The sequence below is a fragment of the Chthoniobacterales bacterium genome (assembly GCA_039930045.1).
Classification (GTDB): Bacteria; Verrucomicrobiota; Verrucomicrobiia; order Chthoniobacterales; family DASVRZ01; genus DASVRZ01.
In genome coordinates this window covers 57,148-83,516 of sequence record JBDSQB010000007.1, presented here as the reverse complement: position 1 = coordinate 83,516, position 26,369 = coordinate 57,148, and the positions used below count along the sequence as shown (strand labels likewise).

At 57.7% G+C, this 26,369-nt stretch carries 16 protein-coding genes; 9 read left to right on the top strand and 7 right to left on the bottom strand.

Features of this window, described 5'->3' with window-relative positions:
* Positions 1-39 precede the first annotated feature (39 nt).
* The 3 genes from ABIT76_06625 to ABIT76_06615 all read left to right on the top strand — a co-directional run bounded on the left by ABIT76_06625 (position 40) and on the right by ABIT76_06615 (position 13,603).
* Positions 40-11,760 carry a filamentous hemagglutinin family protein gene (locus ABIT76_06625; protein ID MEO7932814.1) on the top strand — a complete coding sequence of 3,907 codons (11,721 nt, stop codon included), beginning with the start codon at positions 40-42 and terminating at the stop codon, positions 11,758-11,760.
* Between the two features lie 112 nt (positions 11,761-11,872).
* On the top strand, positions 11,873-12,655 hold the full coding sequence (locus ABIT76_06620) for a tetratricopeptide repeat protein (protein MEO7932813.1): 783 nt from the start codon (positions 11,873-11,875) through the stop codon (positions 12,653-12,655).
* A gap of 75 nt (positions 12,656-12,730) precedes the next feature.
* Entirely contained in the window at positions 12,731-13,603 is an 873-nt protein-coding gene (locus ABIT76_06615) for a tetratricopeptide repeat protein (GenBank protein MEO7932812.1), read from the top strand.
* Positions 13,604-13,615: 12 nt separating this feature from the next.
* Here ABIT76_06615 and ABIT76_06610 read toward each other — a convergent pair whose 3' ends face one another.
* From ABIT76_06610 to ABIT76_06590, 5 genes are all read right to left on the bottom strand, one after another.
* Positions 13,616-14,113 carry a hypothetical protein gene (locus ABIT76_06610; GenBank protein MEO7932811.1) on the bottom strand — a complete coding sequence of 166 codons (498 nt, stop codon included), beginning with the start codon at positions 14,111-14,113 and terminating at the stop codon, positions 13,616-13,618.
* A 78-nt stretch (positions 14,114-14,191) separates the two neighbouring features.
* Complete coding sequence (locus ABIT76_06605) at positions 14,192-15,802, bottom strand: hypothetical protein (protein ID MEO7932810.1); 1,611 nt, start codon at positions 15,800-15,802, stop codon at positions 14,192-14,194.
* An 84-nt stretch (positions 15,803-15,886) separates the two neighbouring features.
* Positions 15,887-16,648 (bottom strand): PEP-CTERM sorting domain-containing protein, encoded by a 762-nt coding sequence (locus tag ABIT76_06600; protein MEO7932809.1) that lies wholly within the window; start codon positions 16,646-16,648, stop codon positions 15,887-15,889.
* Positions 16,649-17,335: 687 nt separating this feature from the next.
* Positions 17,336-17,563 carry a type II toxin-antitoxin system RelE/ParE family toxin gene (locus tag ABIT76_06595; protein MEO7932808.1) on the bottom strand — a complete coding sequence of 76 codons (228 nt, stop codon included), beginning with the start codon at positions 17,561-17,563 and terminating at the stop codon, positions 17,336-17,338.
* A 7-nt stretch (positions 17,564-17,570) separates the two neighbouring features.
* Complete coding sequence (locus ABIT76_06590) at positions 17,571-17,849, bottom strand: type II toxin-antitoxin system ParD family antitoxin (GenBank protein MEO7932807.1); 279 nt, start codon at positions 17,847-17,849, stop codon at positions 17,571-17,573.
* Positions 17,850-18,116: 267 nt separating this feature from the next.
* On the opposite strand from ABIT76_06590, the gene ABIT76_06585 reads away from it, so the two are divergent.
* On the top strand, positions 18,117-18,686 hold the full coding sequence (locus ABIT76_06585) for a hypothetical protein (protein ID MEO7932806.1): 570 nt from the start codon (positions 18,117-18,119) through the stop codon (positions 18,684-18,686).
* 486 nt (positions 18,687-19,172) lie between these two features.
* Entirely contained in the window at positions 19,173-19,589 is a 417-nt protein-coding gene (locus tag ABIT76_06580; protein MEO7932805.1) for a hypothetical protein, read from the top strand.
* Between the two features lie 80 nt (positions 19,590-19,669).
* Here ABIT76_06580 and ABIT76_06575 read toward each other — a convergent pair whose 3' ends face one another.
* Together ABIT76_06575 and ABIT76_06570 are read right to left on the bottom strand one after the other, a co-directional pair.
* Positions 19,670-20,194 carry a YetF domain-containing protein gene (locus ABIT76_06575; GenBank protein MEO7932804.1) on the bottom strand — a complete coding sequence of 175 codons (525 nt, stop codon included), beginning with the start codon at positions 20,192-20,194 and terminating at the stop codon, positions 19,670-19,672.
* 28 nt (positions 20,195-20,222) lie between these two features.
* Complete coding sequence (locus ABIT76_06570; protein MEO7932803.1) at positions 20,223-20,498, bottom strand: heavy-metal-associated domain-containing protein; 276 nt, start codon at positions 20,496-20,498, stop codon at positions 20,223-20,225.
* A gap of 270 nt (positions 20,499-20,768) precedes the next feature.
* On the opposite strand from ABIT76_06570, the gene ABIT76_06565 reads away from it, so the two are divergent.
* The 4 genes from ABIT76_06565 (at position 20,769) to shc (ending at position 26,319) form a co-directional block, all read left to right on the top strand.
* Entirely contained in the window at positions 20,769-21,731 is a 963-nt protein-coding gene (locus ABIT76_06565) for a DMT family transporter (GenBank protein ID MEO7932802.1), read from the top strand.
* A 104-nt stretch (positions 21,732-21,835) separates the two neighbouring features.
* Positions 21,836-23,011 carry a beta-galactosidase gene (locus ABIT76_06560; GenBank protein ID MEO7932801.1) on the top strand — a complete coding sequence of 392 codons (1,176 nt, stop codon included), beginning with the start codon at positions 21,836-21,838 and terminating at the stop codon, positions 23,009-23,011.
* A gap of 138 nt (positions 23,012-23,149) precedes the next feature.
* Complete coding sequence (gene hpnH / locus ABIT76_06555) at positions 23,150-24,403, top strand: adenosyl-hopene transferase HpnH (protein MEO7932800.1); 1,254 nt, start codon at positions 23,150-23,152, stop codon at positions 24,401-24,403.
* Positions 24,361-26,319, top strand: a complete 1,959-nt coding sequence (shc, locus tag ABIT76_06550; protein ID MEO7932799.1) for a squalene--hopene cyclase — start codon at positions 24,361-24,363, stop codon at positions 26,317-26,319. The genes hpnH and shc overlap by 43 nt, the downstream gene beginning before the upstream one ends.
* The last annotated feature ends 50 nt before the right edge of the window (positions 26,320-26,369 follow it).

Sequence of the window (26,369 nt, the reverse complement as noted above, 5' to 3'; positions counted from 1 at the left end):
TTCTCTCGCAGGGCATGATGTTGGCCGCACTTTTGCCCGATGGGTCACCTCAAAAACACCTCCCCTTTCCACTCGATAACGCTCGCCGTTAGCCTTGCGCTGGCCGCCGTTCCGTCGTCTTGGGCGGGTGATATTTTGCGCGGAGGCACGCCTGCCGCACAGGCCAATGCGCCGGCCGCCACCTCTGGAAACACCACGGCGCAAGCAGCCAGGGCGCAGGCCAATGCAGCCGATGCTCTGGCCCGCACGACAGCGGCGATTCGTTCCGTGCAGGCCATGCAGGCGAGTGCGCGAAAAGTGGCTCTCACTGGTTCTAACAATTTTGGACGGAACCCAAATTTCCCCGGTCAGACGCTGCCAAATGTTCCCAACGGGCTAGGCGTGGGCGCACTGCAAGTCGCCCCTGGCGTTCCCATCAATCTGACGCATCCGACTGTGGCCGAAAATCCCGCGCTCTGGACCGGAGCCCGGCTCCCGACGCAGACAGTTTTCGGTGGCAAAACGCGGGTGACTATCGTCCAGACGCAATCGCAGGCATTGCTGAATTGGAAAACCTTCAACATCGGCAAGAAAACCGCCGTCACCTTCAACCAAACCGCTGGCGGCAAGGACGCCAACAAATGGATCGCCTTCAACCAGATCAACGATCCGACCGGCAACCCAACTCAAATCCTCGGGAGCCTCGACGCCGTCGGCCAGGTTTATCTCATCAACCAAAACGGCATCCTCTTCGGCGGCAGCAGCCAGGTAAATACCCGCAGCCTGATTGCGTCCGCTCTGCCGATCAACAGCAACTTGGTCAATCAGGGGTTGCTTAACAATCGCGACGCGCAGTTTCTATTCTCTGCGCTGCCTCTGGCCGGTGGAGCGAGTGGCACGCCCGCCTTCAATCCTATTACTAGCGATCCTGATTTTACCGCATCTTCGATAGATCCTACTTATGTCTTTCAACAAAAGGTCGCGCTAACTAGTTCTAAAGCTCTGGTCGCCGCTCCGATGCTCAGTTTCCGGGCGAGCGACGGTCGGAGTTCCAAACTTATCGCCGGGACAGATTATCAGGTTAGCACCGATCCGGTTCTAACTCGGGCTTCAGTCACATTCACCTCGGCGGGACTCCTCAAGATAGATGGAGCTGCGGTCACAGTGACTTACACTCCTACAATGGCGAAATCCGGAAATATTTTTGTGCAATCCGGCGCACAACTCTCCAGCCCTGTCACGGCGGAAGGCAATGGCGGACGCATCATGTTAGTCGGTGCCAATGTGACCAACGCTGGCAGCATTTCCACTCCTGCCGGACAGACCATTTTGGCTTCGGGTCTGCAAATCGGAATCAGCGCGCACGCCTCCTCCGATCCGAGTTTGCGTGGGCTCGACGTCTCGGTCGGAGCCGTCGGTGATCGCGCAGGCACGACGCTCAATTCCGGGCTGATCTCGGTCGAGAGCGCCTCGGCTATTTTGACCGGAAAAACCGTCAGCCAGCAGGGAATCATCAGCGGCACAACCTCGGTCGGACTGAATGGACGGATTGATCTCAGAGCCAGTTACAACGCCGTCACCAACACGACTTACGATCCAATCGTTCGGCCCGATAACCCGCCTTTTCTTTTCAAAAACAGCGGCAACGTTACCCTCGGTGCGGGCAGCGTGACGCAGATTCTCCCGGAACTGGCCAGCACGCAGACTCTCGCCAGCACGACGCTGCCATTGCGCTCGCAAATCAACCTGCAGGGCGCGGCCATTCACCTCGCGCCCGACTCGTCGATTCTCGCGCCAAACGCCATCGTCTCGTTGCGCGCCGGACTCTGGGACTATCAGGAGGTCGCTGGCAACCAGACGGCCAATTTCATCTTCACCAGTGCACCCGGCATTGCGCCCCAGATTTTCATTGATCGCGACGCCACGATCAATGTCGCCGGAAGCGCGGGTGTCTCCGTTTCCACGACGAAAAACATCCTCTCCGTCGATGTGCGCGGCTCGCAGTTGGCCGATTCACCACTGCAACGCACCGGGCCTATTCGTGGCACCACACTCGCCGTCGATCTCCGCGTTCACGGGCCTTGGGACGCGACGCTCAACGACGGCGCGGGCGATTACACCTGGGTCGGCACGCCGCTGGCCGACGCGCGCGGCTATCGCGATCTGATTCAAAGATCCGTGGGCGAACTCACCACCGGCGGCGGCTCGGTGGAGTTGAAAGCGGGCGGTTCTGTCGTCTTGCAAACCGGCTCACTGGTGGATGTTTCCGGCGGCTCGATTAGCTATGAAGGCGGCGCGGTTCAAACCAGCCGACTGCTAACCAACGGTCAACTACTGGATATTTCCCAAGCCACACCGGATCGAGTTTACGACGGATTTTACACCGGCCAGTTTCAGCAGATTTATCAAAAATACGGCATCGCCCAGATCTTCAGCCACGCGCTGGCTCTCACAGGCTCGCACTACGAGGCGGGTTACGTCGAAGGCGCGCGCGGCGGCAGTATTAGCATCACCGCCCCGGCAATGGCGTTGGATGGGAAATTGCTGGGAGCCACCTCTGCGGGTTCGCGTCAGAGAAATGAAGCTCCCGCCCCTGGCTCGCTGTCACTTTCCTTTCAGCAGCAGGATGCTAACATTCAGCACTTCAGTTTTTCGCCAACGCCGCCCGTCATCACCTTTCAAACATCCAGCGCTCTGCCCGCTGTGCGCTATGGAATGGATGAACTCGGCAACCCGCTTTTGTTAGATCCGCGACGTGCGAGTCAGGTCGTTCTCTCGCCGGAGCTGCTAACCACCGGCGGCTTTGGAAAAATCTCCATCGAAAACTCCGATGGCGACATCGTTGTTCCAGAAGACGTCTCACTAACGGTCGCAGCGGGTCGCGGTGCGGGGGCTAGCACGATCTCGCTCACCGCCAAAAATATCACCATCGATGGGCGCGTTTCCGCTCCGGGGGGCAGCCTGAACTTCGTCGTTTACGACACCACGCCATTCCGCTCGCACTTCTATCCGCCGTCCGACGTGATTCCTCCCGACCCGTCTGTGGACTTCATGCGGGGAAATTTCCAATTGGGTTCCAATGCCATCCTGGACACTGCCGGGCTGGTCATTGACGACCGCTCGAACCGCTACCAACTAGCACTTCTCAACACCGTGGGAGGCAGCGTCTCGATCGACACCTTCAGCGCGAACCTCGCAGCCGGCAGCATCATCGACGTTTCCGGCGGCGTGAACATCAGCACCACCGGACAGCGAACTTACGGCAAGGCCGGCTCGATCAAAATCAAGACCGGTCAGGACCCGAAATCACCGGCGCTTACGGGCGGATTGCTAACATTGGGTTCGGATTTGCGAGGCTATTCGGGCAGCCAGGGCGGCAGCCTGAGTTTGCAGGCGACTTTGATTCAAATCGGAGGCAAGGCTCCTAACATCGTCCTCAATGAAGGAACCCGGATGCTCGACTTCGACGGGACGCTGGTTCCGCAAAACGCGTTTCTCCTGCTGCAGCCGGAATTCTTTAACTCCGGCGGATTTCAAAACTTCAGCCTCACCGGTATCGGCATGGCAGGTGGCGCAGTGGATGCTTTTCTGCCAGCGATTTCGATTGCGCCCGGAACGCTCCTGCAGCCTCAAGCCCGCAGCCTCGTCGCCAGCATTTTCCCCGATTCGTCAGAGAAAACCAGCCTTTCTTCGACGCTTTTGCCGCAGGCACAAAGATCGGGCGTGGGTCTCACTTTCATCGCGCAGGGAGCCACCGATTTTTCTGGAAGACTGGTCGTTCGCGGCGACTTCGTACTCGGAGCGAATGCAAAAATCGTGAGCGATCCTTTCTCCGCTCCCTCCCGCGGAGTTAGCATCTCCGCGCAGACGGCGGACATCCTCGGTTCCATTAGCGCTCCGGGCGGCAAAATTAGCATCTCGGGCGGGACAAATTCCTCCACGCTCTTCACCGTGGCCGGCGCCGACCGGGCTGTGGCCACCGTGCATCTGGGTCGCCAAAGCGTCCTGTCTGCGGCTGGAGCATCCTCCATTTACGAGGATGGCCTGGGTTATCGCACCGGGTCGGTTTTCGACGGTGGAATCATTCAGCTTACGGGAAATATCATCGCGGAAAATGGATCGCTGCTCGATGTCTCTGGAACGAGCGACACGCTCGACCTCTCGCCACAATACACTCAAACTCGACTGGAAACGGGCGGCATCAACCCGCTCAATGGCTCCTTCTTTGGACGACCGCGCATCGCGACCACCGTGGCAAGCAATGCCGGCTCCATCGTTCTGCAAGGCGGGCAGCTTCTGTATTCGGACGCGACTTTGTTAGGAGCCTCGGGCGGCGAACGCGCGCTGGGTGGATCGCTAAGCGTTTCTTCTTCGATTTTCCCTGATCCCAATATCCCTCAAACTCCGCTGGACGTGACTCTGACCGTTCAGCAAAACGGACGTGTCCTGCCGCAGTCTGCTCACATCGGCCAGCCGGTGGTGAATGTTGCCGGGCCCGCCTCCGGTGGAGGTCATCTAGCGGTCTCCAGTTTTGATCGCGGCGGCTTCGACTCCGTCACTCTGGGAGGTGTGGTGTCCTTCCAGGGACCCGTCTCCATTTCCGCAGGCCATGAACTGCATGTGGGCGACGGCGGCGTGATTTTTGCCAACGACCAAGTGCGCCTGAAGGCTCTCTACGTCTCGCTTGGAATGGCATTTCAAACGCCTCAAACCGTCGCCCAGCAGGATCAGGTTCAATCGATTTTCACCCTGAATGGCCCCTACTTTTTCAGCCCAACGTATGGGGCGGGTCACCTTACTGTCACTGCCAATTTGATCGATGTCGGTAGCCTGTCTTTGCAGGGAATCGGAAAGCTCGATCTGATCGCAAACAACGGCGACATCCGAGGCAATGGCATCCTCGATGTGGCGGGCGACATTCGCCTCCAATCGGCCCAGGTTTACCCCACCACCGCGTCCAGTTTCACGATTGCCGCCTATGATAAAAACATCGTCGTGGCGGCGAGTTCCACGGGCACGAATCGAGTCACACTCGCCTCCAGCCAGTTGCCTCCAGGCTTCGGAGTTGGCTCCGCTTTGTTAGGTTCCACCGTCGCGAGCATCGACGGAACTACAGTCACGCTTCAGGGTCATGCAAGCGCCACGATTGCCACGAATACCCCGGTGGTGTTAGCGCCCGGTTCTGGATCGGTCAGGATCGTTGGCTCTGGGCAGGCAGCGCTGCCGCTCTCTGCGGGCGGCACCCTCAGCATCTATGCTTCTAACATTCAGCAAGGTGGCGGTTTGTTTGCACCCGGAGGCACGATCAATCTCGGATGGAATGGCCAGGGTGCGACTCCGCAGGATCTCATCTCAGGTGCAGGTCTGGCCGGAAACGGATCGCTGCAGTTGCACGCGGTAAACATCACGCAGAGTCTGGCTCTTCTACGCGGCAGCACGACTTCGGTTTCGTTGGCCGGAGCACTGGTTCCATTTGGGTTAAATGCGAATGGAAGTCGCTGGATCGATCCTTCGGGCACAGACATTACCGCTGGCGGTTTGCCAGCCAAAGCGATCCATTTGTCCAGTCTGCAAATCAACGACCAAGCCGGCTCGATCCTTGATCTTCGCGGCGGCGGCGACTTGTATTCCTATCGCTGGGTGCCGGGTATTGGCGGAAGCCGGGACATTCTCGACAGCACCTCGGTCTTCGCGATCATCCCCGGTTACGGCTCCGATTTTGCGCCCTACGCGCCGTTCAATGCCAATCCCTCCACCGACAATCTCGGCGGCGATCCGGGTTATGTGAGCACGTTGCGCGCGGGTGAAAAAATCACACTGCAAGGTGGTGGCGGATTGCCTGCCGGGACTTACACGCTGCTACCGGCCCGCTACGCGCTCCTCCCCGGAGCCTTTCTCGTGAGTCCCCAAAGTGGAACGCCGGTTGGCAGCTTCGCCATGCCGGAGGGCTCCCGTTTTGTCTCCGGCTATCGCAGCGGACAATCCCTTCTCCAGCGGTTCGAAATCGCTTCGTCCGGCGTCGTTCGCGGGCGAGCCGAGTATCAGGACTTTCTCGCGGGCGATTTCCTAACCAACGGGGCGCTGACTAACAATGCTCCCGCTCCGAGACTGCCGCAGGACGCGGGTTATCTTCTTTTCCAAGCCAGCAACGATCTCGCTCTGCAAGGCTCTGTTCTCGCCACCGGTGCGCACGGATTCCATGGCGGTCAGATCGATATTAGCAGCTCCTCCGACATTCTTATTTCGGGAGGCAAAACCGATGCGGGCGGCATTGTACTCGATGCCAAAAAGTTGTCGCAGTTTGGCGCGGAGAGTTTGCTGATCGGTGGCGAGCGCACTTTCGATGCGGGGAAAGTTTTCGTCACCACGACGACCGGCCATCTCACCATCGATAACGCCGGGTCGCCCCTGCGGGGCTCCGATATTATTCTCACCGCAAGTGGGCAACTCACGGTGGCCGACGGGGCCAGAATTATCCAATCGAGCAGACCGGCAGGTTCCGCCGACACTCTCCGTCTCGGCGATGCCACCCAGCCTGGCAGCGGCGATGGCGTGTTACTCAGGGTCAGCAGTGATTCGGACGCACAAATCGTTCGCCTGGGGTTGAGTTCCAACCAAATCACACATCCCGGCCTCACCGTCGGCTCGCGCGCGAAACTCTCTGGATCGAGTGTGATTCTCGATTCCACAGACTCCATGACGCTCGATCCGCAAACGCGAATCCAGAGCGACCATGTGACGATCGACGCAGGCCAGATTGCGATCCAACTCGACTCTACTTCTGCGCCCCTCACCGGACTGGTCCTGCGCGGCGCTGTGCTGCAAAACCTGGAAACTTCCCAATCTCTTTCCCTGCTGAGTTACGGCTCCATCGACATTTATGGCAGCGGAACTTTTGCCCTCGACGGCACACTTTCCCTGCACACTTCGGAGATTCGTGGCTTCGAGGCTGCCGATGGAATCGCCCGTTTGCAGGCCACCAGTATCCTAGTGGACAATGCCGCCAATCGCATGGTTAGCAACGTGCCATCGGTAACGTTCGCGGGCACTTTGCAGCTCGATGCGAATACGATCCAACTCGGCTCTGGCGCAGTGCGGATCGATCAATTCGACACGCTGAATCTAACAGCGTCCGAGCGCCTCGTCTTCACCGGCAGCGGCAGCCTCACCACCAGCGCTTCCATCGGCGGCACCACGCCGCTGATCACGGCGGCGAACAAAGTTAGCTATTCCCTAATTTCCACGCAGGCTCTCACCTTCAACTCCAGCAGCGGAAAAGAATCCAGCTCAGAGGGACTGGGCGCGAGATTGAATCTTCAGGGTTCCAGCGTCACCGTGAACAGCGACGTCATTCTTCACAGTGGATTGCTCTCCATTTCGGCCACCGGTGGATTGGCTTCAGATGGAGTTTTCATCGGTGGAAAACTGGATGTCAGCGGCACAGCGCGACGGTTTTTTGACCTGATTCGTTACACGACCGGCGGCGAGATCGAACTAACATCGCAGACAGGCGACATCGTGGTAGATAGCGGTTCCGAGCTAAACATTTCGGCTGAAGGAAATGCCGGGACGCTGTCTGTGAGTACTCCGAAAGGGAATTTCTTGCTGGCTGGAAAACTTCTGGGAACTGCTGGAAGTGGCGCGACCTCCGGCTCGTTCTCTCTCGATGTTAGTGAAATGCCAGACGCGGATTTGCTCTCGGCCAGCCTCGATGTGGGAGGTTTCGCCAACTCGCGCTCCTACCGCGTGCGCAATGGCGACGTGACGCTCGGCGGCTTCGTGCGGGCGCAGTCCTACTCGCTCTCCACCGATCACGGCTCGATCTTCGTTAGCGGCTCTGGGGAAATTGATGCATCGGGCACTATCGGCGGTTCCATTCGACTCGTCGCTTCCGAGGATGTCGTGCTCGAAAGTAGCTCACTTCTAACCGTCGAGGGCGACACGTTTAACCATGCTGGCAAGGGCGGCTCCATTTCATTGGAAGCCGGCTCGGGCGTGCTAACCAACGGCGTTTACACGCAGTCCGGCACGGGTACTGTCCAGATTCAGAACGGCGCAATCCTGAACCTCGGTGTGAAGGCCACTTACAACGCCGATGGCAGTGTGAGTGCCATGAAAGTCAGCGAAGCCGCCACACTGGGGAACTTCACCGGCACGCTTCATTTGCGCGCGCCACAAAATGTCGCGGGCACCGATCTCGGGGTCGATCCATTGTTAGGCACACTGTTGGGTTCCCCGAGCAGCATCGTGGTCGAGGGCTTCCGCATCTATCAACCTGCTGGAGGCCAGATCGACAATGCCGAAGGCGACATCTTTAATAACGCAAGCCAGTTCACCAGCAACAGCGCCGCCATTTCCCAGCGAATCTTCGGCGGCGCGGCCCCTTTCGCGGCAGTCATCACCGCAGGCGCGGAGATTGTGAACCCCGCGGGCGACCTGACTCTTTCCAACGACTGGGATTTGTCCTCCTACCGATTCGGTCCACGCAATGCCGCCGGAGTACTAACGATGCGTGCGGCGGGAAATCTGGTCTTCAATGGTGCGCTGAGCGACGGCTTTGATGTGAATCTCGCCACGGAAATCCCCGTTCTCTACGCGGCTCCGCTCATGGCCTACAACAGCCAGTTGCCGGCCAACGCGCAGTCGTGGACCTATCATTTGTCCGCCGGTTCCGATCTCAGCGCGACGGATTTCCATCAGGTAAAGTCGCTCGCCAGCCTGTCTCCTAACATGGGCTCACTCCGCCTCGGACAGGACTACACCCGACTTCCAAACGATCCAGAAAACCTAACCTTAATCGCGCTGCTGGAGCAAAATGTCTATCAAGTCATTCGCACCGGCTCGGGCGACATCGACGTCGCCGTGGGTCGCGACGTGCAGCTTCTGAATCCGTTTGCCACCATCTACACGGCTGGTACCCAGTTGGCCAACGCCACCCAAGTCGCAGCGGCGGGAGATTTCGAACTGCCGACTCCATTTGTGGTTTCTCAGGGCGAATTGGGAGCTTACCAAGAGCCGGCTTGGGCTCCCCAGTATAGCTTGGGAGGCGGCAATGTAACTATCACCGCGCAGAGGGACATCCGACATCAAACATCCACGGGCCAGGCTGATTCCGAGCGGCAGATTCCCACCAACTGGCTCTATCGACGCGGCTACGTGCAAGCCGATGGCCGATTTGGCCGGAGCCCATTTGGAGAAATCGCCTCCACAACTTGGTGGATCGATTTTAGCAATTTCTTTGAGGGTATCGGCACCCTTGGCGGCGGTAATGTGAGTTTAGTCGCTGGCCGCAATGTCGAAAATGTGGATGCTGTCGTGGCCACGAATGCAAGGGTCGCGGGAAAAAATTCCACTGGAGCCATCCTAGCTGCGAATGCTCCGATGGTGGAACTCGGCGGCGGCGATCTTCTGGTCAACACCGGTGGCAACATTGATGCCGGAATCTATTATGTGGAGCGCGGCCAGGGCATCCTTAATGCCGGCGGAAGCATCACGACCAACTCCACCCGCGCACCGTCCAGTGCCGTCGTCAGCGGAGTTCCAGTGAAATCTCCCGAGACCACCTGGCTGCCGACGACGCTTTTCCTTGGCAAGGGAAGTTTTGATGTGGCTGCTAACGGCGACATTCTGCTTGGGCCTGTCGTCAATGCGTTCCTCGCCCCGGGAGGAGTCTCGAATAACTATCAATACCGCACCTACTTCTCCACTTATGCCCAAGATGACTCGGTGGAAGTGTCATCTCTCGGCGGAAATATCGATCTGCGGGAGAATGTCTTCATGGGTTCCAGCCAGCCCGTTCTTCTAGCCTGGCTGCGTCAGGTCTCGCTGCTGCAAGTCGGAGCCACAGGTCCCACGGCGGCCTACTCGGAGCCTTGGATTCGCCTGGATGAAACCAATCTTCTCCCTTTCTCCACGGTGCTCTCGCTTCTGCCCGGCACTCTGAAGGCCACCGCGTTTACGGGAAGCATCAACATCGCGGGAAATCTCACTCTCTCTCCATCTGCGCGAGGCACATTGGAAATGGTGGCCGGGGAAGCGATCAATGGACTGCGTCCGCAGGGAAACAATATTTTCTACACCATTTGGAACTCCAGTCAGATCAACCTCTCAGACGCCGACCCTTCCCGGCTGCCGGGCATATACACTCCGCTATCGGCCCAGGCAATAGCCGTCCTCGCCGGCTCGTCACCTCAGGAAACGAGGGGAGCAGTCCTCCTGCCACTCGATGCCTTGTTTGCTGAATCGGGATCCACCGTGGGCAATCGCGCCGTGCTCCAATCCAAACTCTCGCTGCACGACGCCACCCTCCTGCACGCCGGCGACACCGAGCCGCTGCGTCTGTATGCCAGCACAGGCAACATCGCTGATTTCACCATTTTCAGCCCCAAGGCAGCCCGCATCCTGGCAGCCAATGATGTCACCGACATCGGCCTCTATATTCAGAATCTAACGGCGCAAGACACCTCCGTCGTTTCTGCCGGGCGCGACATTGTGGCCTACAATCCCAACGCTCCGCTTTTGCAGGAAGCCCAGCAAGTCGGCAATTCCACTCTGCTGGCTTTCAATAATTCCAATTCCGCGCAATCGGGTGACATTCAAATCGGCGGGCCCGGTTCACTGCAAGTGCTCGCCGGGCGCAATCTCATCCTCGGCAATGGGCGCAACGCCGATCTCGCCAGCGATCTGGGCATCGGAGTTAGCACCATCGGCAATCAGCGTAATCCGGCGCTGCCATTCGATGGCGCCCGCATTCTTCTAGCTGCGGGAATGGGCGGGCCGTCAGACCTGGCGGGTAGCCGTCTCGATTTTGCCAGCTTTGTTAGTAACATGCTTACTACGGCAAACCTCGCGTTGTATCTGCCGCAGCTTGCCACCGCAGATTCCGATCTAACTCCGCTCAGTTTCTCGAAACTAACATCGGAGGAACAGGCTGGCATCGCGCTCGACATTTTCTACCTCATGCTTCGCGATGCGGGCCGCAGCCACAACGACCCGGCCAGCCCCGACTTCGACACCTATGCACCGGGTTATGCAGCCATTCAAAGCCTCTTCCCCACCTTGGGTCTCGCGGGCGACATCGACCTTTCCTCGCGCAGTGTGAAAACCATCGCCGGGGGTTCCATTGATATCCTGGCGCCCGGCGGCGGACTTACCCTTGGCTACGACATCCCCGGTCCCAACGAAGTCCCGCCGGGCATCATCACCGAGGCTGGCGGCAGCATTTCCATCTTCACCGACCAGAGCGTGCAAGTGGGAGCGCTACGCATCTTCACCTTGCGCGGCGGCGACGAAATCATCTGGTCCACCAATGGTGACATCGCTGCGGGCAACGCCTCGAAAACTGTCAAAACAGCGCCGCCGACGCGCGTCGTGATCGACGCACAAACGGCCACCGTGGAAACCGATCTCGCGGGTCTGGCCACGGGCGGCGGCATCGGTGTTCTGGCCTCCGTTAGCGACGTCGCGCCGGGCAACGTCGATCTCATCGCACCCACCGGCACCGTGGATGCGGGCGACGCTGGCATTCGTGCCACCGGTAATTTGAACATCGCCGCCGTTTCCGTCCTGAACGCGGATAATATCCAAGTTACCGGTAGTAGTGGCGGTGTGCCCAATGTCGTCGCACCGACGGTGAATCTCGCGGGACTCGCGGCAGCTTCTAACACTACGGCGGCCTCTAGCAGCGCCGCCAGCGACACGGCCAAGGCTGGGCAAACGCAAGGCCAGCAGGAGGAGTTGCCCTCCATTATATCGGTCGAGGTTTTGGGCTACGGCGGATAAAGTTTTGTCGCGCAGTTGTGACGGGATGGGTACAGAGACGTAACGTGTTAGTAGCGGGCGATCTGCTCTAGTGAATTTCGGGAAAACCGCAGGGTCTTTCCGACCTCATTCTATGAAGATTCGTTTCCGTCTTTTTCTGCTCCTGATTGGTTCTGCTAACATCGCTCAGGCTACCAGCCTGCTCGCGGATGATCCGATGTTAATCACAGCCCATCCGGCTTCTTTGTTAGACGCTTCCAACTCGTTTCCCACCGATACCGCCGCCCAATACGATCTGGCCCGCAAGCTTCTGAAGAGCGACAGCCAGAAAGCTTTTACCCTCATGAAAGCCGCGGCCGACCAGGGCTACGCCGAGGCATTTGCCGGCATGGGTTTCTTCCACGGCAGCGGACTTGTGGTGGAAAAAGATACTGCCGCCGCTCGGGAATGGTTTCAAAAAGGAGCCGACCGGGGCAGCGCCAGGGCGCAACTCAATCTCGGTATGCTGCTGCTGGATTCAGCGACGACTGCCAACGACAAAGCAGCCGCTCTGAAATGGGTGGAAGCCGCCGCCAGCCAGCAGCTTCCGCAGGCCCAAAATGCGATGGGTGAAATGCTGGAAACCGGCACCGGCTGCGAGAAGAACACCACTCGCGCCATCGAGTACTATCGGCAGGCGGCGCAACGGGGATTTTCCCCGGCGGCCAGTCATCTGGGGAAAATCCTCGATCCGGCCACCAACCCCGACCCGGCGCAAAGAGTGGAAGCCATTTCCTGGCTGATGATCGCCGCGAGCTGCCACGATCCCGCCTCGGAGGAAGCGCTGGCCAATCTTCCCTTCAAATCCCACGAGCAGGAAATGTCGGAAGCCCGCAAAAAGGCCGTCGCATTGTTAGCAGGGCTCGCTGGAAATTAGCCGCCGATCCGGGTGATTGGTCTGTCACCCAAATGTAACGTGATCCGCCTCGCAGGTGACGTTTATTAACTGCGTATGTTTAGATCGATACTTTGTCTGGCCGTGTTTCCGCTCTCCATTGCAATGGGACTCGATTCAAAAAATACCCCCGTTGCGACGCCCTTCGAGCTAGGTCGCGCTTACGCAAGGGGCGAGGGAGTCGCAAAAGATGAGGCCCAGGCGATCGAGTATTTCAAACAGGCGGCGGCGCAAGGGGATGCGCGTGCCTGTGTGCAGTTGGGGGCGATCTATACCGCGCCGAGCCATCTGCTGCAGGACGATGTGGAGGGGTTTTCGTGGTTCAAAAAAGGGGCCGACCTCGCCGATCCCGTGGCCCAATACAATCTCGGCTGGTGCTATGCCGGTGGCCGCGGCGTGAAGCAGGATTTCGCGAAGGCGGTGCAGTGGTATCGCCGCGCCGCCGAGGCTGGCCAGGTGCAGGCGCAATTCAAGCTCGGCACGATTTATTTCAATGGTGAAAACGGCCAGCCTCGCGATCTGGAACAGGCCCGGAGGTGGTTCAGCCAGGCTGCCGAGGCAGGAAATGCGCCCGCCCAAAATAGTCTGGCGGTGCAATATGAGATGGGCTTGGGGGGAGAGAAAAACTTTGCAGAGGCCGTGCGCCTGTATCGCGCCGCCGCCGAACAGGGAGAAAAACAGGGCGAGGCGAATCTGGCTCGCATGTATGAATACGGATTGGGCGGTCTAAAGAAGGATTACCAGCAGGCTCTGCTCTGGTATTCGCTCAGTGCCAGGCAGGAGGAGATCACTGCGATCAAGGGCCTCAATGGACTGGTGGAAGCCGGAGCCGTGACGAAGGAGCAGGTGGAGGAAGGGAAATGGATGGCGGAGGAATATATCAAGACTCATCCGACCGCAGCCGGGCCGAAGCCACTGCCAGGGAACTGATGAAAAATCCCTCTACTGACCCGGCTGGTGGAGCTTATTAAAATCATCGGGCCCGAGATAGGCCATGAGTTTTTGATCGGCGAGTTCCTGTTCCTTTAACCAGCGCTCCAGATAGAGTGCGCTGGAGGGGCTGCCCGCAGTTTGCATGGCTTTTTGGAATTCTTTCTGGACGGCTTTGACGGCCACTACCTGCTCCGGTTTTAGAAAACGCCAGGGTTGCTCCTGTTGTAAGGCGACGGGCAGCGCGGCCAGGATCTCTGGCTCATCCTCTTGTTTGGATGGATGCAGATCAGCGTCTGAGGCTTCGAAATAACGGCTTTGGCTCGAGGGCTGACCAGCGGATGAATGGGCTGCAGCCGCCTGATGGGAAAGGTGATTGGGTGGTAACTCGACTTTACCTCGCAAGGAGTCGTCGCTTTCTTCAGAAGTGAAGCGGCATAGAATAAGGGCGATTAGAATCAGGGTGGTAAGGAGGCCCGCAATGGCGGCCCATGCTTTGGAGTAGATCATTCCGATGGTCTTTCTAAAACGAAAAGGCTGGTGCAGACATTTTCATCCGCACCAGCCCTCATCGTTATGTAACTGGTATTAGTAGCTGATCGGACCGCCTTCGACAGAGCGGGTTGCGTGCATCGTGCTCAACGAGATGGTGCCGCCCGGTGCGCTCTGGGCCAGGATGTTTGCTGCGATGGCGTCCAGCACCGTGTCGGTGGCGCCGCCGTCTGGAATCGTGGCTTTCTTGAAGAAATGCTCAAATTCCCACGCTTGGTAGTTGCCCTCGCGCACTGCGGTGTCGTTGTAGCCGCTGACTGGTGTGCCATCGACGTTGAAGCTTGTGCCATTCCAGTCTTGCTGACCGTTGAAGGTGAGACGCTTGGCTGTGTTTTGGCCAAATGTTCTGGCGCAGGCGTCGCGAGCGTCGTTGCGTCCGAGATAGCCGATCATCCAGCCGGGATTGAATCCGCTCAACGTAGCCGCGTCCATGGTGGCCGAGGTGCTGCCAGGAGAGCTTAACGCTCCCGCCAGATCACCACCACCTGTGTAGCCACTTTGGCCCGAGGTATAGACTACGCTCAGGACACTCTCAGTCGGCCATTTTTTAAGTCCAGTCACCAAGTTGCCAGGAGCGCCACCTTTGCCGCTGCCCGGACCGGCAGGAGTGAAAGTGGGCTGCAAGTGGAACGAGGGGCGCGCCGTGATGCCACGACCGCTCTCTCCAAGGAAGGAGATGCGTGTGCCTGAATCCGCATTGCGTCCATAGAGATAGACCCCGACGCCCGCGTCACTGGCATTGCCGGTGAAGAGGGAAAGCTTGCCACCGCCCTGCGCCAACTGGTTGGCTTGGTTGGCGGTGATGTTGCTGATGGGAGCCACAGCCGTATCTGCCGAGCTGATGGAGGTGAGAGTCGCGGTGTTGGCTGCAGTGGTGTTGGCGGAAATCGTCAACACAGTGCCACTGTCAGCCGTGATGGTCGTGCCAATGGGGATGCCTGCTCCGGCAATCACCCGTCCGATGTTGCCAGTGGTGAGATCGCCTGCTTTCGACGCGTAGGTGATTTGATTGGAACCCGAACTAAAAGTAGGAGTCACATACTTGGTCACCGAACCCGGAGTGACGCCGTTGCAAACAACGAAATCAAATGGAATGACGCCGATTTTACCTGTGGCAGTATCGGTTCCTAGACCGACTGCGTCACCAGCCGCACCACCGAGTGCGGAAGCTTGGAATGCGTCGGAGAAAGCAGCCACCGGCTTGGCGGCCCCTGCTCCCCGTTCAAAGGATTTCGCACCTGAGCTATCAGCGGCCAAGATGGTAAAGTTGGTGCTGTCTTCCGTTCCCGCAAAGATCACAGGACTGCCGGCCACGCCATTGCCCGCTGGCAGCGCGGTGTCTGGAATCCAGCCCAAAACACCCGGCTGACTGTCGATGTTGAAGGTCGTGGTGGATTGAATCAATTTAACGCCACCCACAGAGCCGCCCCATGCGGCCTTGATGGTTACCACACCCAAGCCTGGGTTGGCTACGGACGTGCCGCGGAAGGCTACATTGGCCGCATTCGATTCACTGGTCACACCGGTTTTCGCCCCGTAAATGGCGACGTAACCGCCGTCGAGGAACGATTTGAAGGCAGAGATCGCCGGACCGCGATAGGCGGTGGCTCCGGTGATGTAAACAGTCACGTCCGCGTGGGCTGACATTGAGAAAGCTATTGCGGAGGCAACAGCCAGGATAATTTTTTTCATATTAGTATTTTAAGATTGGGATTTAAGTAGTGATTGAAGTTACGCGGCGTTCTTGTTGCGGCGAGTGGCTTTGAAGAGAAGTCCAAGGGCACCCAGTCCGAGCAGGGCGTAAGTGGAGGGCTCTGGGACTGCCGTGAAGCTGAGGTTGCCATTGGCAGTGTTGAACGTGAAATTACCAAGGTAGGTGGCATTCCCTGTTCCGTTGATGGTCGCCGCATACAGATCTAGAGTCTGCGAAAGTGAGCCCTCTGGATTAGTGTAGCGCTCGTAAGCTTGGGTTGGACTCAGAGAACCAAAAACGAATTTCCCGTAACTCGCATCATCACCAGTGCTCTGCGAAAAGCTATTGGATGCAGTCGTGGTCGTGGCAGTAGTCCCTAGACTCAGGAACATTTGCAGCATATCGCCGTTGGCGCCGCCCGTGGATCCATTGCCAAAAGCAACTGACTGCGTGCCGCTGCTAGTACGAGCTTTGCTCAAGGTCAGGCTGCTATCGTCGAAGTTAGCGCTTTGGATGCTGAAGGTGGCCGTGCCTAAAGAAATGCTGGCAGCAGCTAGATCAGCGAGATACGCGCTACCTTGTCCGGCATTCACCACATGTGTGCCAGTGGCATAAGCACCCGCGCCAATGAAGTCGCTCAGGTTTCCAAAATCCACCAAATAGGTGTTTCCGGTGTGAGGCACCGTAGAGCTGGTGCTGAAGGCGATGACTAGGTCATCGGAGTTGTAAGTAAGAGCAGCGAAGCTGGTGGAGCCGGAGACGGCTGCGGCAGCCAAGGCTGTGATAATAAATTTTTTCATAGTTAGTTAGCGATTAAGGGGAAGCAGCCCGCCTGTGCTAACTGACCACTCGGTCACTCACTCCAGCTCGGCTGATTCGTCCACCAGAGTAAGGACGGAAAACATCCAATCAACCTCGCTAATGTAACAATCACGTAACGCCTGCTATTCTTATAATGCATTGCGATACAAGCACTTACAGATCGAGCAAATAAAAAGTTCTTTGTTTTGAAAAAAACACCACGGCGTTGTAACGCAACTGTCATCTAACTGTAACATGTGATGCGAAGCTTCCACCAACAGAGATACACTGCCGCTTTCCAAATGGGTGCGAAAATGATGCCTCTAGCTTGGCTTTCTCGCTAATTCACAATATTAAAAAACCCGACCAAGCTAAGAGCTTGATCGGGAAGTATTAAGGGAGAAGACCCGCTGCTTTGAAGGAGAAGAATTTCCTGCGTCCCACAATGACGTGATCGTGCAGGTGGACGCAAAGAATCCTACTGCCCTCCACGAAGCGTTTTGTCATGATTCGGTCTGCATCGGATGGCTCTGGATCACCGCTGGGGTGGTTATGCATCAATACGATGGCATAGGCACCACCGATAACGGCGGCGCGAAATACTTCTCGCGGTTGCGCCATAGTCTCGCACGCTGACCCGATGGAGATCATTTGATGTCCTCGAATGCGGTTCTTGACGTTTAAGATCAAGACCGCGCAACACTCATTTTCTGGTGAGAAATGCGGTGCTGTCGCAGATTGGTCGCGAGTTCTTCGACGGTTTTGCCCAAATGAGGTTGCATCGAGAGCGAGGTAAAGATCTCGTCAAACGTTTCCAGAAGATGGTCGGCGGCGGGCGGATTATCTCGGGCGATGTAAGCCCATATTTCCACCGCGTCTCTTTCCGCTTGGGCAGAACGAATAATCTGAGCCATTCGGAATTTAGGCAGCCGCCTGCTGGCTGGCCAGTAACGCCCGACCTTTGGCTTTCACTTCATCGACATTCCAAACCGCGCTTTCGCCCCGATCGAGTTCATCAATTCCCACTTGGATTTTCGCCTTGAGACTGGCGAGGCGTTGCTTGCGAATTTCCTCTTGCACCTTGAATCCTGCCAGAGCGTCAGCCACCACTTCGCTCTCCGTCAAATAACGCCCGGATTTTACGACGGTTTCGATAAAGCTCTTGTCCTCGTCTTGCAGTGTGATGCTCAAGGTTGTCATACCATCAGAATATCAGACTCCCCTCATACCGGCAAGCGCTGCCTCGTGTGCCACCTGTTCATTTCCTCTGTCTTTTGTGATAAAATCATTGCAGTGGCTCCACCTGCGGAATTTCGGAAAGAGGCAGCCTTTATTATTCGCTAATTTAATCATCATGAATGATCCCATTTCGGAAGGCTTCGGCACTGTTCCGAACGCTTCCGAACCCTTCGGAAAGCTGCCGAAAGAACCGGACACCACACTCTCAGTGTTCGGGAAGTAGCTCGGATGTTTGAGCAAGCGGGTGTGCCAAGAACGGAACGCAGCATCATCAACTGGTGCCAGCATAACCGACAGGGTATCGCCCGGTTGGATGCTTTTTTTGACACCAATGAACGCAGGTATCTCATAACCGAGCAGAGCATCCACCTCGCCATCAAAGAGGAGCAAGCCAAGGCATCGGCAAACGGGCACCCATCGAATCAGCCAGAAAAACAGGCATATCAGAGTCCGAAAGCTGCGGAAAGCGAGACGAGACGTGCGGAAAGAAACGAGGACTCGGACAGCCTGGAATACAAGTTGCGTGATTTGGAAATTTCCAATCGCGCCAAGGATTACTTCATCGAACAACTTCAAAAAGAGCGGGACACTTTCAACGACGAGCGACAGCAATATGTGGAGAAGCTGATCGGCTTTAGCCGAAAAGTCGGGGAGCTTGAAACTCAGCTTGTCCAACTTGATTCACCCATAACGGAGAACAGGAAATCGCTTCCCTTAAGTTCTGAACCCTTCGGAAAGAAGGATGCGGAAAACCATGCAGACATCCTGTTCGCAACAGAAATCCATCCGAACGAATAAGTGGGATAAATATTGGAAATTCAAGGAGTTACGGAGTTGTTTGCAACTGACAAAAGCCCAACAAAATCCTATTCTGACTCAGGTGTTGGATTTTGGGACGACCGGCGAGGATCTTAACCTAAAAACTGGATAATCTTCTTCTGATTGTTGGGCGCGATTGGCCGACGATTACATTCCCATCTTTGGATTGTTTGGTAAGCCACACCCATGATTTCAGCGACTTGCACATTGCTTAGTCCCATATCGACGCGCTTCCGCCTCAAATGCTCGCCCAAAGTCTTTGGGGCATTGAGGACACCTCGCAGCATTCGTCGGTGAAGTGAAATTTGTGGAATATTCACGACTAATGTCCGATGACAAATACCCAGCAGTCCCAACGTCGGCTGCGGAGCAGCCTTTGGCGCCACTCCCAGAGCGTCGCTGAGCTTTTACTCGTTAGATACAAGGCCACTCAGATTACATACATCCTATCCACCAACAGCAACTATGCGCAAAGCACCTCTTTTCATCCGAATCATCAGTTACTTCTTCATCTTCATGGGTATCGTTGCCATTGGCACGCTGGGAGTGGCAGGGTCGAACCCAAGTGAAACCCAAAAAATGAGCGTCAGCTTTCTTACCAACTCATTTTCCTACAACCAGAATCCGACTCTTTTTGCCGCCACGTGCTTACTGTTCGTATTCGCAGGGATTACCGGACTCGCTATCGTTTTTCGGCGCTCATACGCATACGATCTGGGGATAGTCTATTGCGTTTGTAGTCTGGTGTTCTTCACCACGCTAATCATTCTTAGGGTCGGCCTCATCAATCATCCAGCGATTAGCATTACAATACAGTTTTTGCTATTTGGCGGCTTTCTGGCTTACCTGATTCGCAATCGCTCTAAATGGAAAAACGCCTAACTCCTATGAAAGGTGTCTAGTTCAGTTGTTGTATGAGATTCCCTTTCTCCGCAAGGCCATTGTTTAAGTAAGGTTGTTAGTCAGTGCCCGGACACGATGGAGATGCGCCCGTTGCGCTCCAGGTTGGCGAGGGCGATTTTGGCAATGTCGGGCGGCTCGCCTTGCTGGCGGAGCGCCTCGTGCAGGTCGTGCTCGGTGATCTGGCATCGCCTCATGGCGTCCACTTGCGCGATGCCCTCGCGGACTAGCAGCGTGGGATGGCCTTTCCAGAAGTATCCCAGGCGATGCGAACGACAGGCGAGGGCCGACGCGATCCAATGGCAGGCGACGAGGACGCACGATGCGGCGAGGGTTTGCACGAAGGGCGCGGCGCCATTGATCGCCCGGCTGAGGACGGAGCCAAAGACGATGCCCAGCATGGCGTCCATGACGGTGCTGTGGCCCATGAAACGTTTGTTGGCCAGTCGCATGAGAACGATGGCGAAGAGGAAAACGACGACCGTGCGCGTGCAGGTCTGCCCGATGGTGAGGGTATCGACTTTCTGGTGCAGGCCGAGGGCGTGATCGAGGAGGGTGTCGAGTGTGGAAAGAAGGGTCGTCGGCATGTTACCGGAATGGCTGAGGAGAATTGGGCTAGTCGGCCACGGTGCCGTCGGCCTGATAGCCGGCTTGGAGGATAGTCTCGTGAAGCAGCGCGACGTCCGTTTTTCGAGAGTCGAAGGTGATGACGACGCGGGCGTTTTCCGGTTCGGCGCGGACTTCATCCACGCCATCGCGGCCCTCGAGCAGTTCGCGGATTTTGCGGGCGTGCGCGTCCGGTTGCGCGCCCTCGGTGGCGATGAGGATGGTCTGGAGAATCTCGTGTTCCGGGCTGGCGAGATTGTGAGGATCAGCGGGGTCTGGTTGCATACTAGGAATAACGAAATGCCGTCGCCATGAAGAGGTCAGGGCCGGGCCTGATACGATTGGAAGTCGAATGGCTATGGAACTATCGACTATGCGGTCTGTGAGTTGGACTCCCATCAGAGGATCATCAGCCCATAACGTCCGCCGACGGGCCGCCCGCGCTCTCCGCGCCTGGACGTTCCTTTGTCGCTCCGAGTCTGGGACGGTCGCGTCACTGCAACATCGGATTTCGCTGGAAATGCAAGGGGCGGGAAAGCAAGTTCCTCCACCGCCATGACTGACCAACGCCGCGCCTCTCTTTACCTCATCGGGGCGACGCTTTTCTGGGGATTGAGCTTTCCCCTCACCCGCGCGCTAGCGGTGGCCCAGCAGGCAAATCTGCCGCTGGCCTCGACCTGGTTTCTGACCGCGCTGACGGTGGCCGTGCGTTTCGGGGTGGCGGGGGTGGTGATGCTCGGCCTGGCGCTGCGCGGCGGGATGCGGCCGACGCGCTCGGAGTGGGTGCAAGGTCTAGGACTGGCGTTTTTTGCCAGCGGCGGGCTCATTTTTCAAAACGACGGGCTCTTTCGCACCACGGCCTCGGTCTCGGCGTTTCTCACGCAGTCGTATTGCGCCATTTTGCCGCTCTACACGGCGGTGCGGCTGCGGAAATGGCCGCGCGCGGTGGAGATATTTGCCCTCGGGCTGGTGATCGCGGGGGTGGCGATCCTCTCGGGGGTGCGCTGGGGCGACTTGCATCTGGGTCGGGGCGAAATCGAGACGCTGGTCTGCTCGGTTTTCTTCGCGGGCCAGATTTTGTGGCTGGAACGGGCGGAGTTTCAGTCGAATCGTCCGGTGGTTTTCTCGACGATCATGTTTCTCGCGATCGCGGCGGCGATGTCGGGTGTGACGGGGCTGACGATGGCGCAGGCGTCGGATTTCTTCCAGGCTTTCCACGGGTGGCCGAGCTGGTTTCTGGTGGCGGCGCTGACGGTGGGCTGCACGCTGGTGACGTTTACGGCGATGAATCGCTGGCAGCCCCACGTGTCGGCGACGGATGCGGGGCTGATATACTGTCTGGAGCCGGTGTTTGCGGCGGTGTTTGCGCTATTTTTACCCGGCGCTCTCGCGATATGGATGGAACTCGACTTGGAGAATGAGCTTTTTACGAGCGCGCTAGTGCTCGGCGGCGCGGCAATCCTGCTGGCGAATCTGGCGGTGTTGCTGGCTCCGAAAAGCAGGCTGGAAGTTCCTTGAAAACTTCTTTAACGTCCCTACGCTGCCCACAGGTTTGCGCCTGATCCCGTGCCCACCGATTAGTAAGCACGCAATGGTTAGGCGAGCGCCGAATGACAAGGGAAATGATGTCGCCGCCTTCCACAAATTCCTCGCAAAACCTCATTCCCGGCTTCCTGATGGGCGGCTTTGAATGCTCCACCCACCGCCTCGGCTCGGGGCGGCGGCTGGATCTGATCGCCTCGACGAAGCACGATAAATTTGTCCGAGAGGATTACCAGCGGCTGCGCGAGATCGGAGTGCAAGTCGTTCGCGACGGGCTCCGCTGGCACAAGATCGAGCCGGAGCCGGGGCAATATGATTTCTCGTCGGTGCTGCCGATGCTCCAGGCGGCGGAAGAGACGGGTTTGAAAGTAATCTGGGATGTGTGCCACTACGGCTGGCCGGACGATGTGGCGATCTTCAAGCCGGCCTTTGTCGAGCGGATGGGGAAATTTACCCAGGCTTTTGTGCGGATGCATCTGGAGGTGACCGGGCGCGCACCGTGGATCGCGCCGGTGAACGAGATTTCGTTCTTCGCCTGGGCCGGGGGTCAGATAGCGATGTTCAACCCCGGCAGCCGGGGACGGGGCGACGACCTGAAGGCGCAACTGGTGCGTGCCACGATTGCCAGCATCGAGGGCGCTTGGGAAGTTTCCCGCGAGACGCGCATCGTTCATACCGATCCGCTGATCCGTGTGCTGGGCGATCCCCAGAGCAAGCGCGCCCAGAATCGCGCCGACGCCTATCACCAGGCGCAGTATCAGAGTTTTGACATGATTTCCGGCCGCTGGAAACCGGAGTTGGGCGGCAAGCCGGAGTATCTGGACATCATTGGGTTGAATTATTATCCAGCCAATCAATGGATGGTCCACAAGAGTGCGCCGGGGAAGAAAAACCCGCCGCAATTGCGCTTGGGGCACCCGGCTTACAAGCCACTGCGCGAGTTGCTGGCGGAGAACTGGCAGCGTTATCAGCGACCGCTCTTTCTGGCGGAGACGGGGACGGAGGGAGACTTCCGTCCGAAGTGGTTTCGCTATGTCTGCGACGAAGTGGCCGCAGCCATCGAGGCGGGTGTGCCGGTCGAGGGCCTCTGCTGGTATCCCATTGTCAATCATCCCGGCTGGACGAACCACCGACATTGCCACAACGGACTCTGGGATTATGCCGACAAGTCGGGCGAACGGGAAGCCGCCGAGTCACTGCTGGAGGAATGGGGTGAGCAAAAGGAGCGGTTCGACCGGCTCCTGGCTGGAATCTGAATCCTGGAAATCGCGTCGCGTCCGGCCTCTTTTACGACATGATCCAGCGGGATAAATTCTAGGTAACTGTCTGCAACGCATCCACTTTCGCCGTTGACACCTCTGACCTCCCCCATACCGTTTGCACAATCGTAACCCATGAGATTTCCTCTGCCGCTGACTCTTAAATTCGCTTCCCACATTGTCCGGCACAAGCTTCGCAAAACTCCGAAGTTCGCCACCGTGCTCCAGCTCGAGCCGCTCCACACCTGCAACCTTTCCTGCACCGGCTGCGGGCGCATTCGCGAATATTCCACGTCGATGAAAGACGTCATGCCGCTGGCCGACTGCCTCGCCGCAGCGGCGGAATGCGACGCGCCGATGATCTCCATCTGCGGCGGCGAACCGCTGATTTACCCCGAGATCGAGCAGCTGGTCGCAGGATTGCGCGAACAGAACCGGATCGTTTACATCTGCACGAACGGCGTCTTCATGCGGAAGAAAATGCGCCAGTGGCTCGCGGCTGAATTCGTTCGCCGCCCCGATTGGGTGAACCAGCGCATCGCGGAACTCCTCACCTCGCAACTCATCAGCGACGACGAGGCGACTTCCATTCGACTCGGACCGAAAAAATTCAACTCGCCCACCATCGCCCCGAGCGGCTGGCTCTATTGGAATGTCCATCTCGATGGATTGGAAGCCACGCACGACATCATCGTGGAACGCGAAGGTGTTTTCAAGGAATGCATCGCCGCGATTCGCATGGCGAAATTGTTAGGTTATCAAGTCGCTACTAACACAACCGTCTATCAAGAAACTAACATGACCGAGATCGAGGATTTGTTTGCGTTTCTAGCCACGCTGGGCGTCGATGGACACACCATCAGCCCCGGCTATGAATACGACGCGGCGAAGAAGGACATGCAGAAACGACTCGGACTCGCCCCCGAGGATTTCTTTCTTACTCGCAAGCTAACCATCGAGAAATTCCAGAACATCGAACGCTGGGCGCGGGAGTATAATTTGCTGGGAACTCCCATTTACTTCGAGTTTCTCAGCGGCAAACGCCAGTTGCGCTGCTCGGCCTGGGCCATCCCCACGCGCAACATTCGTGGCTGGAAAGCGCCATGTTATCTGATGACCGACGGCCACTATCCTAGCTATCAGGAATTGCTCGACAAAGTTCAGTGGGAAAAATACGGAGTGGTCGATGGTCAGGCCCGCGATCCGCGCTGCGAGAATTGCATGATGCATTGCGGCTACGAACCTTCCGCCACTTTAGGCATCGACTCTCAACCCGGCGACAACTGGAAGAACATCAAATTCAACTTCGGCGCGAAGCCTAATCCAATTCCGCGCGAGGTGAATCCGTGGAAACCCGTCTCGCAACCGACTCTGCTGCCGCATCCATGAACGCCGCCGGGCGGCAGGCTGCTAACAACGAACCTGCCAGTCTTTTCCCGATTGATGAGGCCATTGCCGCCGCGCAAGATTACCTTCTAACTCGACTGCAACCCGAGGGTTATTGGATTCACGAACTGGCCGTCGATGCCACGCTTTGCGCTGACTGGATTCTCTATCTGCATTGGTCGAATCGAATGGAACTCGACTTGCAAACGAAGTGCGCGGACCATGTTAGGAGTCGCGCTCTCGAGGGTGGCGGCTGGAATATCTATCACGGCGGTCCGCCGGAAATCAACGCGACGATCAAGGCTTACTATGCACTCAAGCTGGCAGGCGATTCGCCTGATGCGCTGTGGATGACCGAGGCGCGCAATCAGATTTTGCGGCTCGGCGGCATCCCGGCGATGAATACTTACAGCAAGCTCTACCTCGCCTTGCTGGGACAATTCCCGTGGGAATATCTCCCAGCCATTCCGCTGGAGATCATGCTTTTTCCCGACTGGTTTTTCTTCAACCTGCACAAGGTCTCCGCCTGGAGCCGCACGATGTTAGTGCCGCTGGCCATCATCAATCATTTCAAGCCCGTGAGAAATCTTCCGGCGCACTTGCAACTGCACGAGTTGTATCCGGTCGGCCACGAAAACACCGATCTCTCACTCCCGCGCGACCGCAAGCTCCTCGCCTGGCGCAACTTTTTTCTCTTCTGGAATCGCGCACTCAAGCTCACCGAAAAACTGCCCCCGCCACCCTGGCGTGAGTCCGCCCTAACTCGTGCCAAAAACTGGATGATCGAGCGCATGGGCGAAGGTTCCGACGGACTCGGCGCGATTTTCCCAGCGATGCTGAACTCGATGATCGCCCTGCAATGTCTCGGCTACGAACGCGATCATCCCCTCGCCCGCAAAGCCGACGCCGACATGCGCGGACTCTTCATCGACGAACCTAACAACTTCCGCATCCAGCCGTGTCTCTCGCCAGTTTGGGACACTGCGATCAATCTCATCGCCTTGCGCGAATCGGGCATTTCGGAGAATGATCCGCGTCTAACTCGCGCTGTGAATTGGTTAGTTTCTCGCGAGGTTAGATTCGCGGGCGATTGGGCGAAGCGCATTCCTAACATTGAGTCCGCAGGCTGGGCCTTTGAGTTTTCTAACATCTACTATCCCGACACCGACGACACCGCGATGGTGTTGTTAGCACTCGCCCGTTTCCCAGAATGGGATGGAACTCCGCTCACGGCTCGCGCGATGGATTGGTTACTGGCTTTTCAATGTCGCAATGGCGGCTGGGCGGCCTTTGATCGCGATGTTACCGATCGCTGGCTGGAGGAAGTGCCGTTTGCGGATCACAACTCCATCATCGACCCCGAGTGCAGCGACCTCACGGCACGAGTCCTGGAAGTGTTAGGACATTGCCCTGATACGGATGGAACCCGGATCAAAAAGGCCATTGCCTATCTGCGCCGCACGCAGGAGGCCGATGGCTCGTGGTATGGACGCTGGGGCGTGAACTACATTTACGGCACGTGGCAAGTCCTCCGCGGTTTGGCCGCCTTTGGCCACGACATGCGCGAACCGTGGCTTGTCCGTGCGCGCGACTGGCTGGAGAGTTGCCAGAACGAAGACGGGAGTTGGGGAGAAACGGCGGCGTCCTATCTCGATCCCACCACGCGCGGCAAAGGCACCGGCACCGCCTCACAAACCGCTTGGGCGCTAATGGGACTCTGCGCCGCCCACGAGCCCGACCGTTCCCGCATCCTGCGCGGCGCGCACTGGCTCCTCCGAACCCAGCAACCCGCCGGCGACTGGCACGAACCCGACACCACCGGCACCGGTTTCCCCGGCGTCTTCTACCTGCGCTACGATTCCTACCGCATCAACTGGCCGCTGCTTGCGCTGGCCGAAGTGCGGCGCATTTTAGTCTGAACAACCGGATTGCCACCCGGTGCCACGTTGGCTACTTTGGTTTCATCCCC

Excerpts from the sequence above, each read along its gene's own strand:
- ABIT76_06625 (MEO7932814.1), top strand. The coding sequence starts at position 40 with ATGGGTCACCTCAAAAACACCTCCCCTTTCCACTCGATAACGCTCGCC.
- ABIT76_06620 (MEO7932813.1), top strand. The coding sequence starts at position 11,873 with ATGAAGATTCGTTTCCGTCTTTTTCTGCTCCTGATTGGTTCTGCTAAC.
- ABIT76_06615 (MEO7932812.1), top strand. The coding sequence starts at position 12,731 with ATGTTTAGATCGATACTTTGTCTGGCCGTGTTTCCGCTCTCCATTGCA.
- ABIT76_06610 (MEO7932811.1), bottom strand. The coding sequence starts at position 14,113 with ATGATCTACTCCAAAGCATGGGCCGCCATTGCGGGCCTCCTTACCACC.
- ABIT76_06605 (MEO7932810.1), bottom strand. The coding sequence starts at position 15,802 with ATGTCAGCCCACGCGGACGTGACTGTTTACATCACCGGAGCCACCGCC.
- ABIT76_06600 (MEO7932809.1), bottom strand. The coding sequence starts at position 16,648 with ATGAAAAAATTTATTATCACAGCCTTGGCTGCCGCAGCCGTCTCCGGC.
- ABIT76_06595 (MEO7932808.1), bottom strand. The coding sequence starts at position 17,563 with ATGGCTCAGATTATTCGTTCTGCCCAAGCGGAAAGAGACGCGGTGGAA.
- ABIT76_06590 (MEO7932807.1), bottom strand. The coding sequence starts at position 17,849 with ATGACAACCTTGAGCATCACACTGCAAGACGAGGACAAGAGCTTTATC.
- ABIT76_06585 (MEO7932806.1), top strand. The coding sequence starts at position 18,117 with ATGTTTGAGCAAGCGGGTGTGCCAAGAACGGAACGCAGCATCATCAAC.
- ABIT76_06580 (MEO7932805.1), top strand. The coding sequence starts at position 19,173 with ATGCGCAAAGCACCTCTTTTCATCCGAATCATCAGTTACTTCTTCATC.
- ABIT76_06575 (MEO7932804.1), bottom strand. The coding sequence starts at position 20,194 with ATGCCGACGACCCTTCTTTCCACACTCGACACCCTCCTCGATCACGCC.
- ABIT76_06570 (MEO7932803.1), bottom strand. The coding sequence starts at position 20,498 with ATGCAACCAGACCCCGCTGATCCTCACAATCTCGCCAGCCCGGAACAC.
- ABIT76_06565 (MEO7932802.1), top strand. The coding sequence starts at position 20,769 with ATGACTGACCAACGCCGCGCCTCTCTTTACCTCATCGGGGCGACGCTT.
- ABIT76_06560 (MEO7932801.1), top strand. The coding sequence starts at position 21,836 with ATGATGTCGCCGCCTTCCACAAATTCCTCGCAAAACCTCATTCCCGGC.
- hpnH (MEO7932800.1), top strand. The coding sequence starts at position 23,150 with ATGAGATTTCCTCTGCCGCTGACTCTTAAATTCGCTTCCCACATTGTC.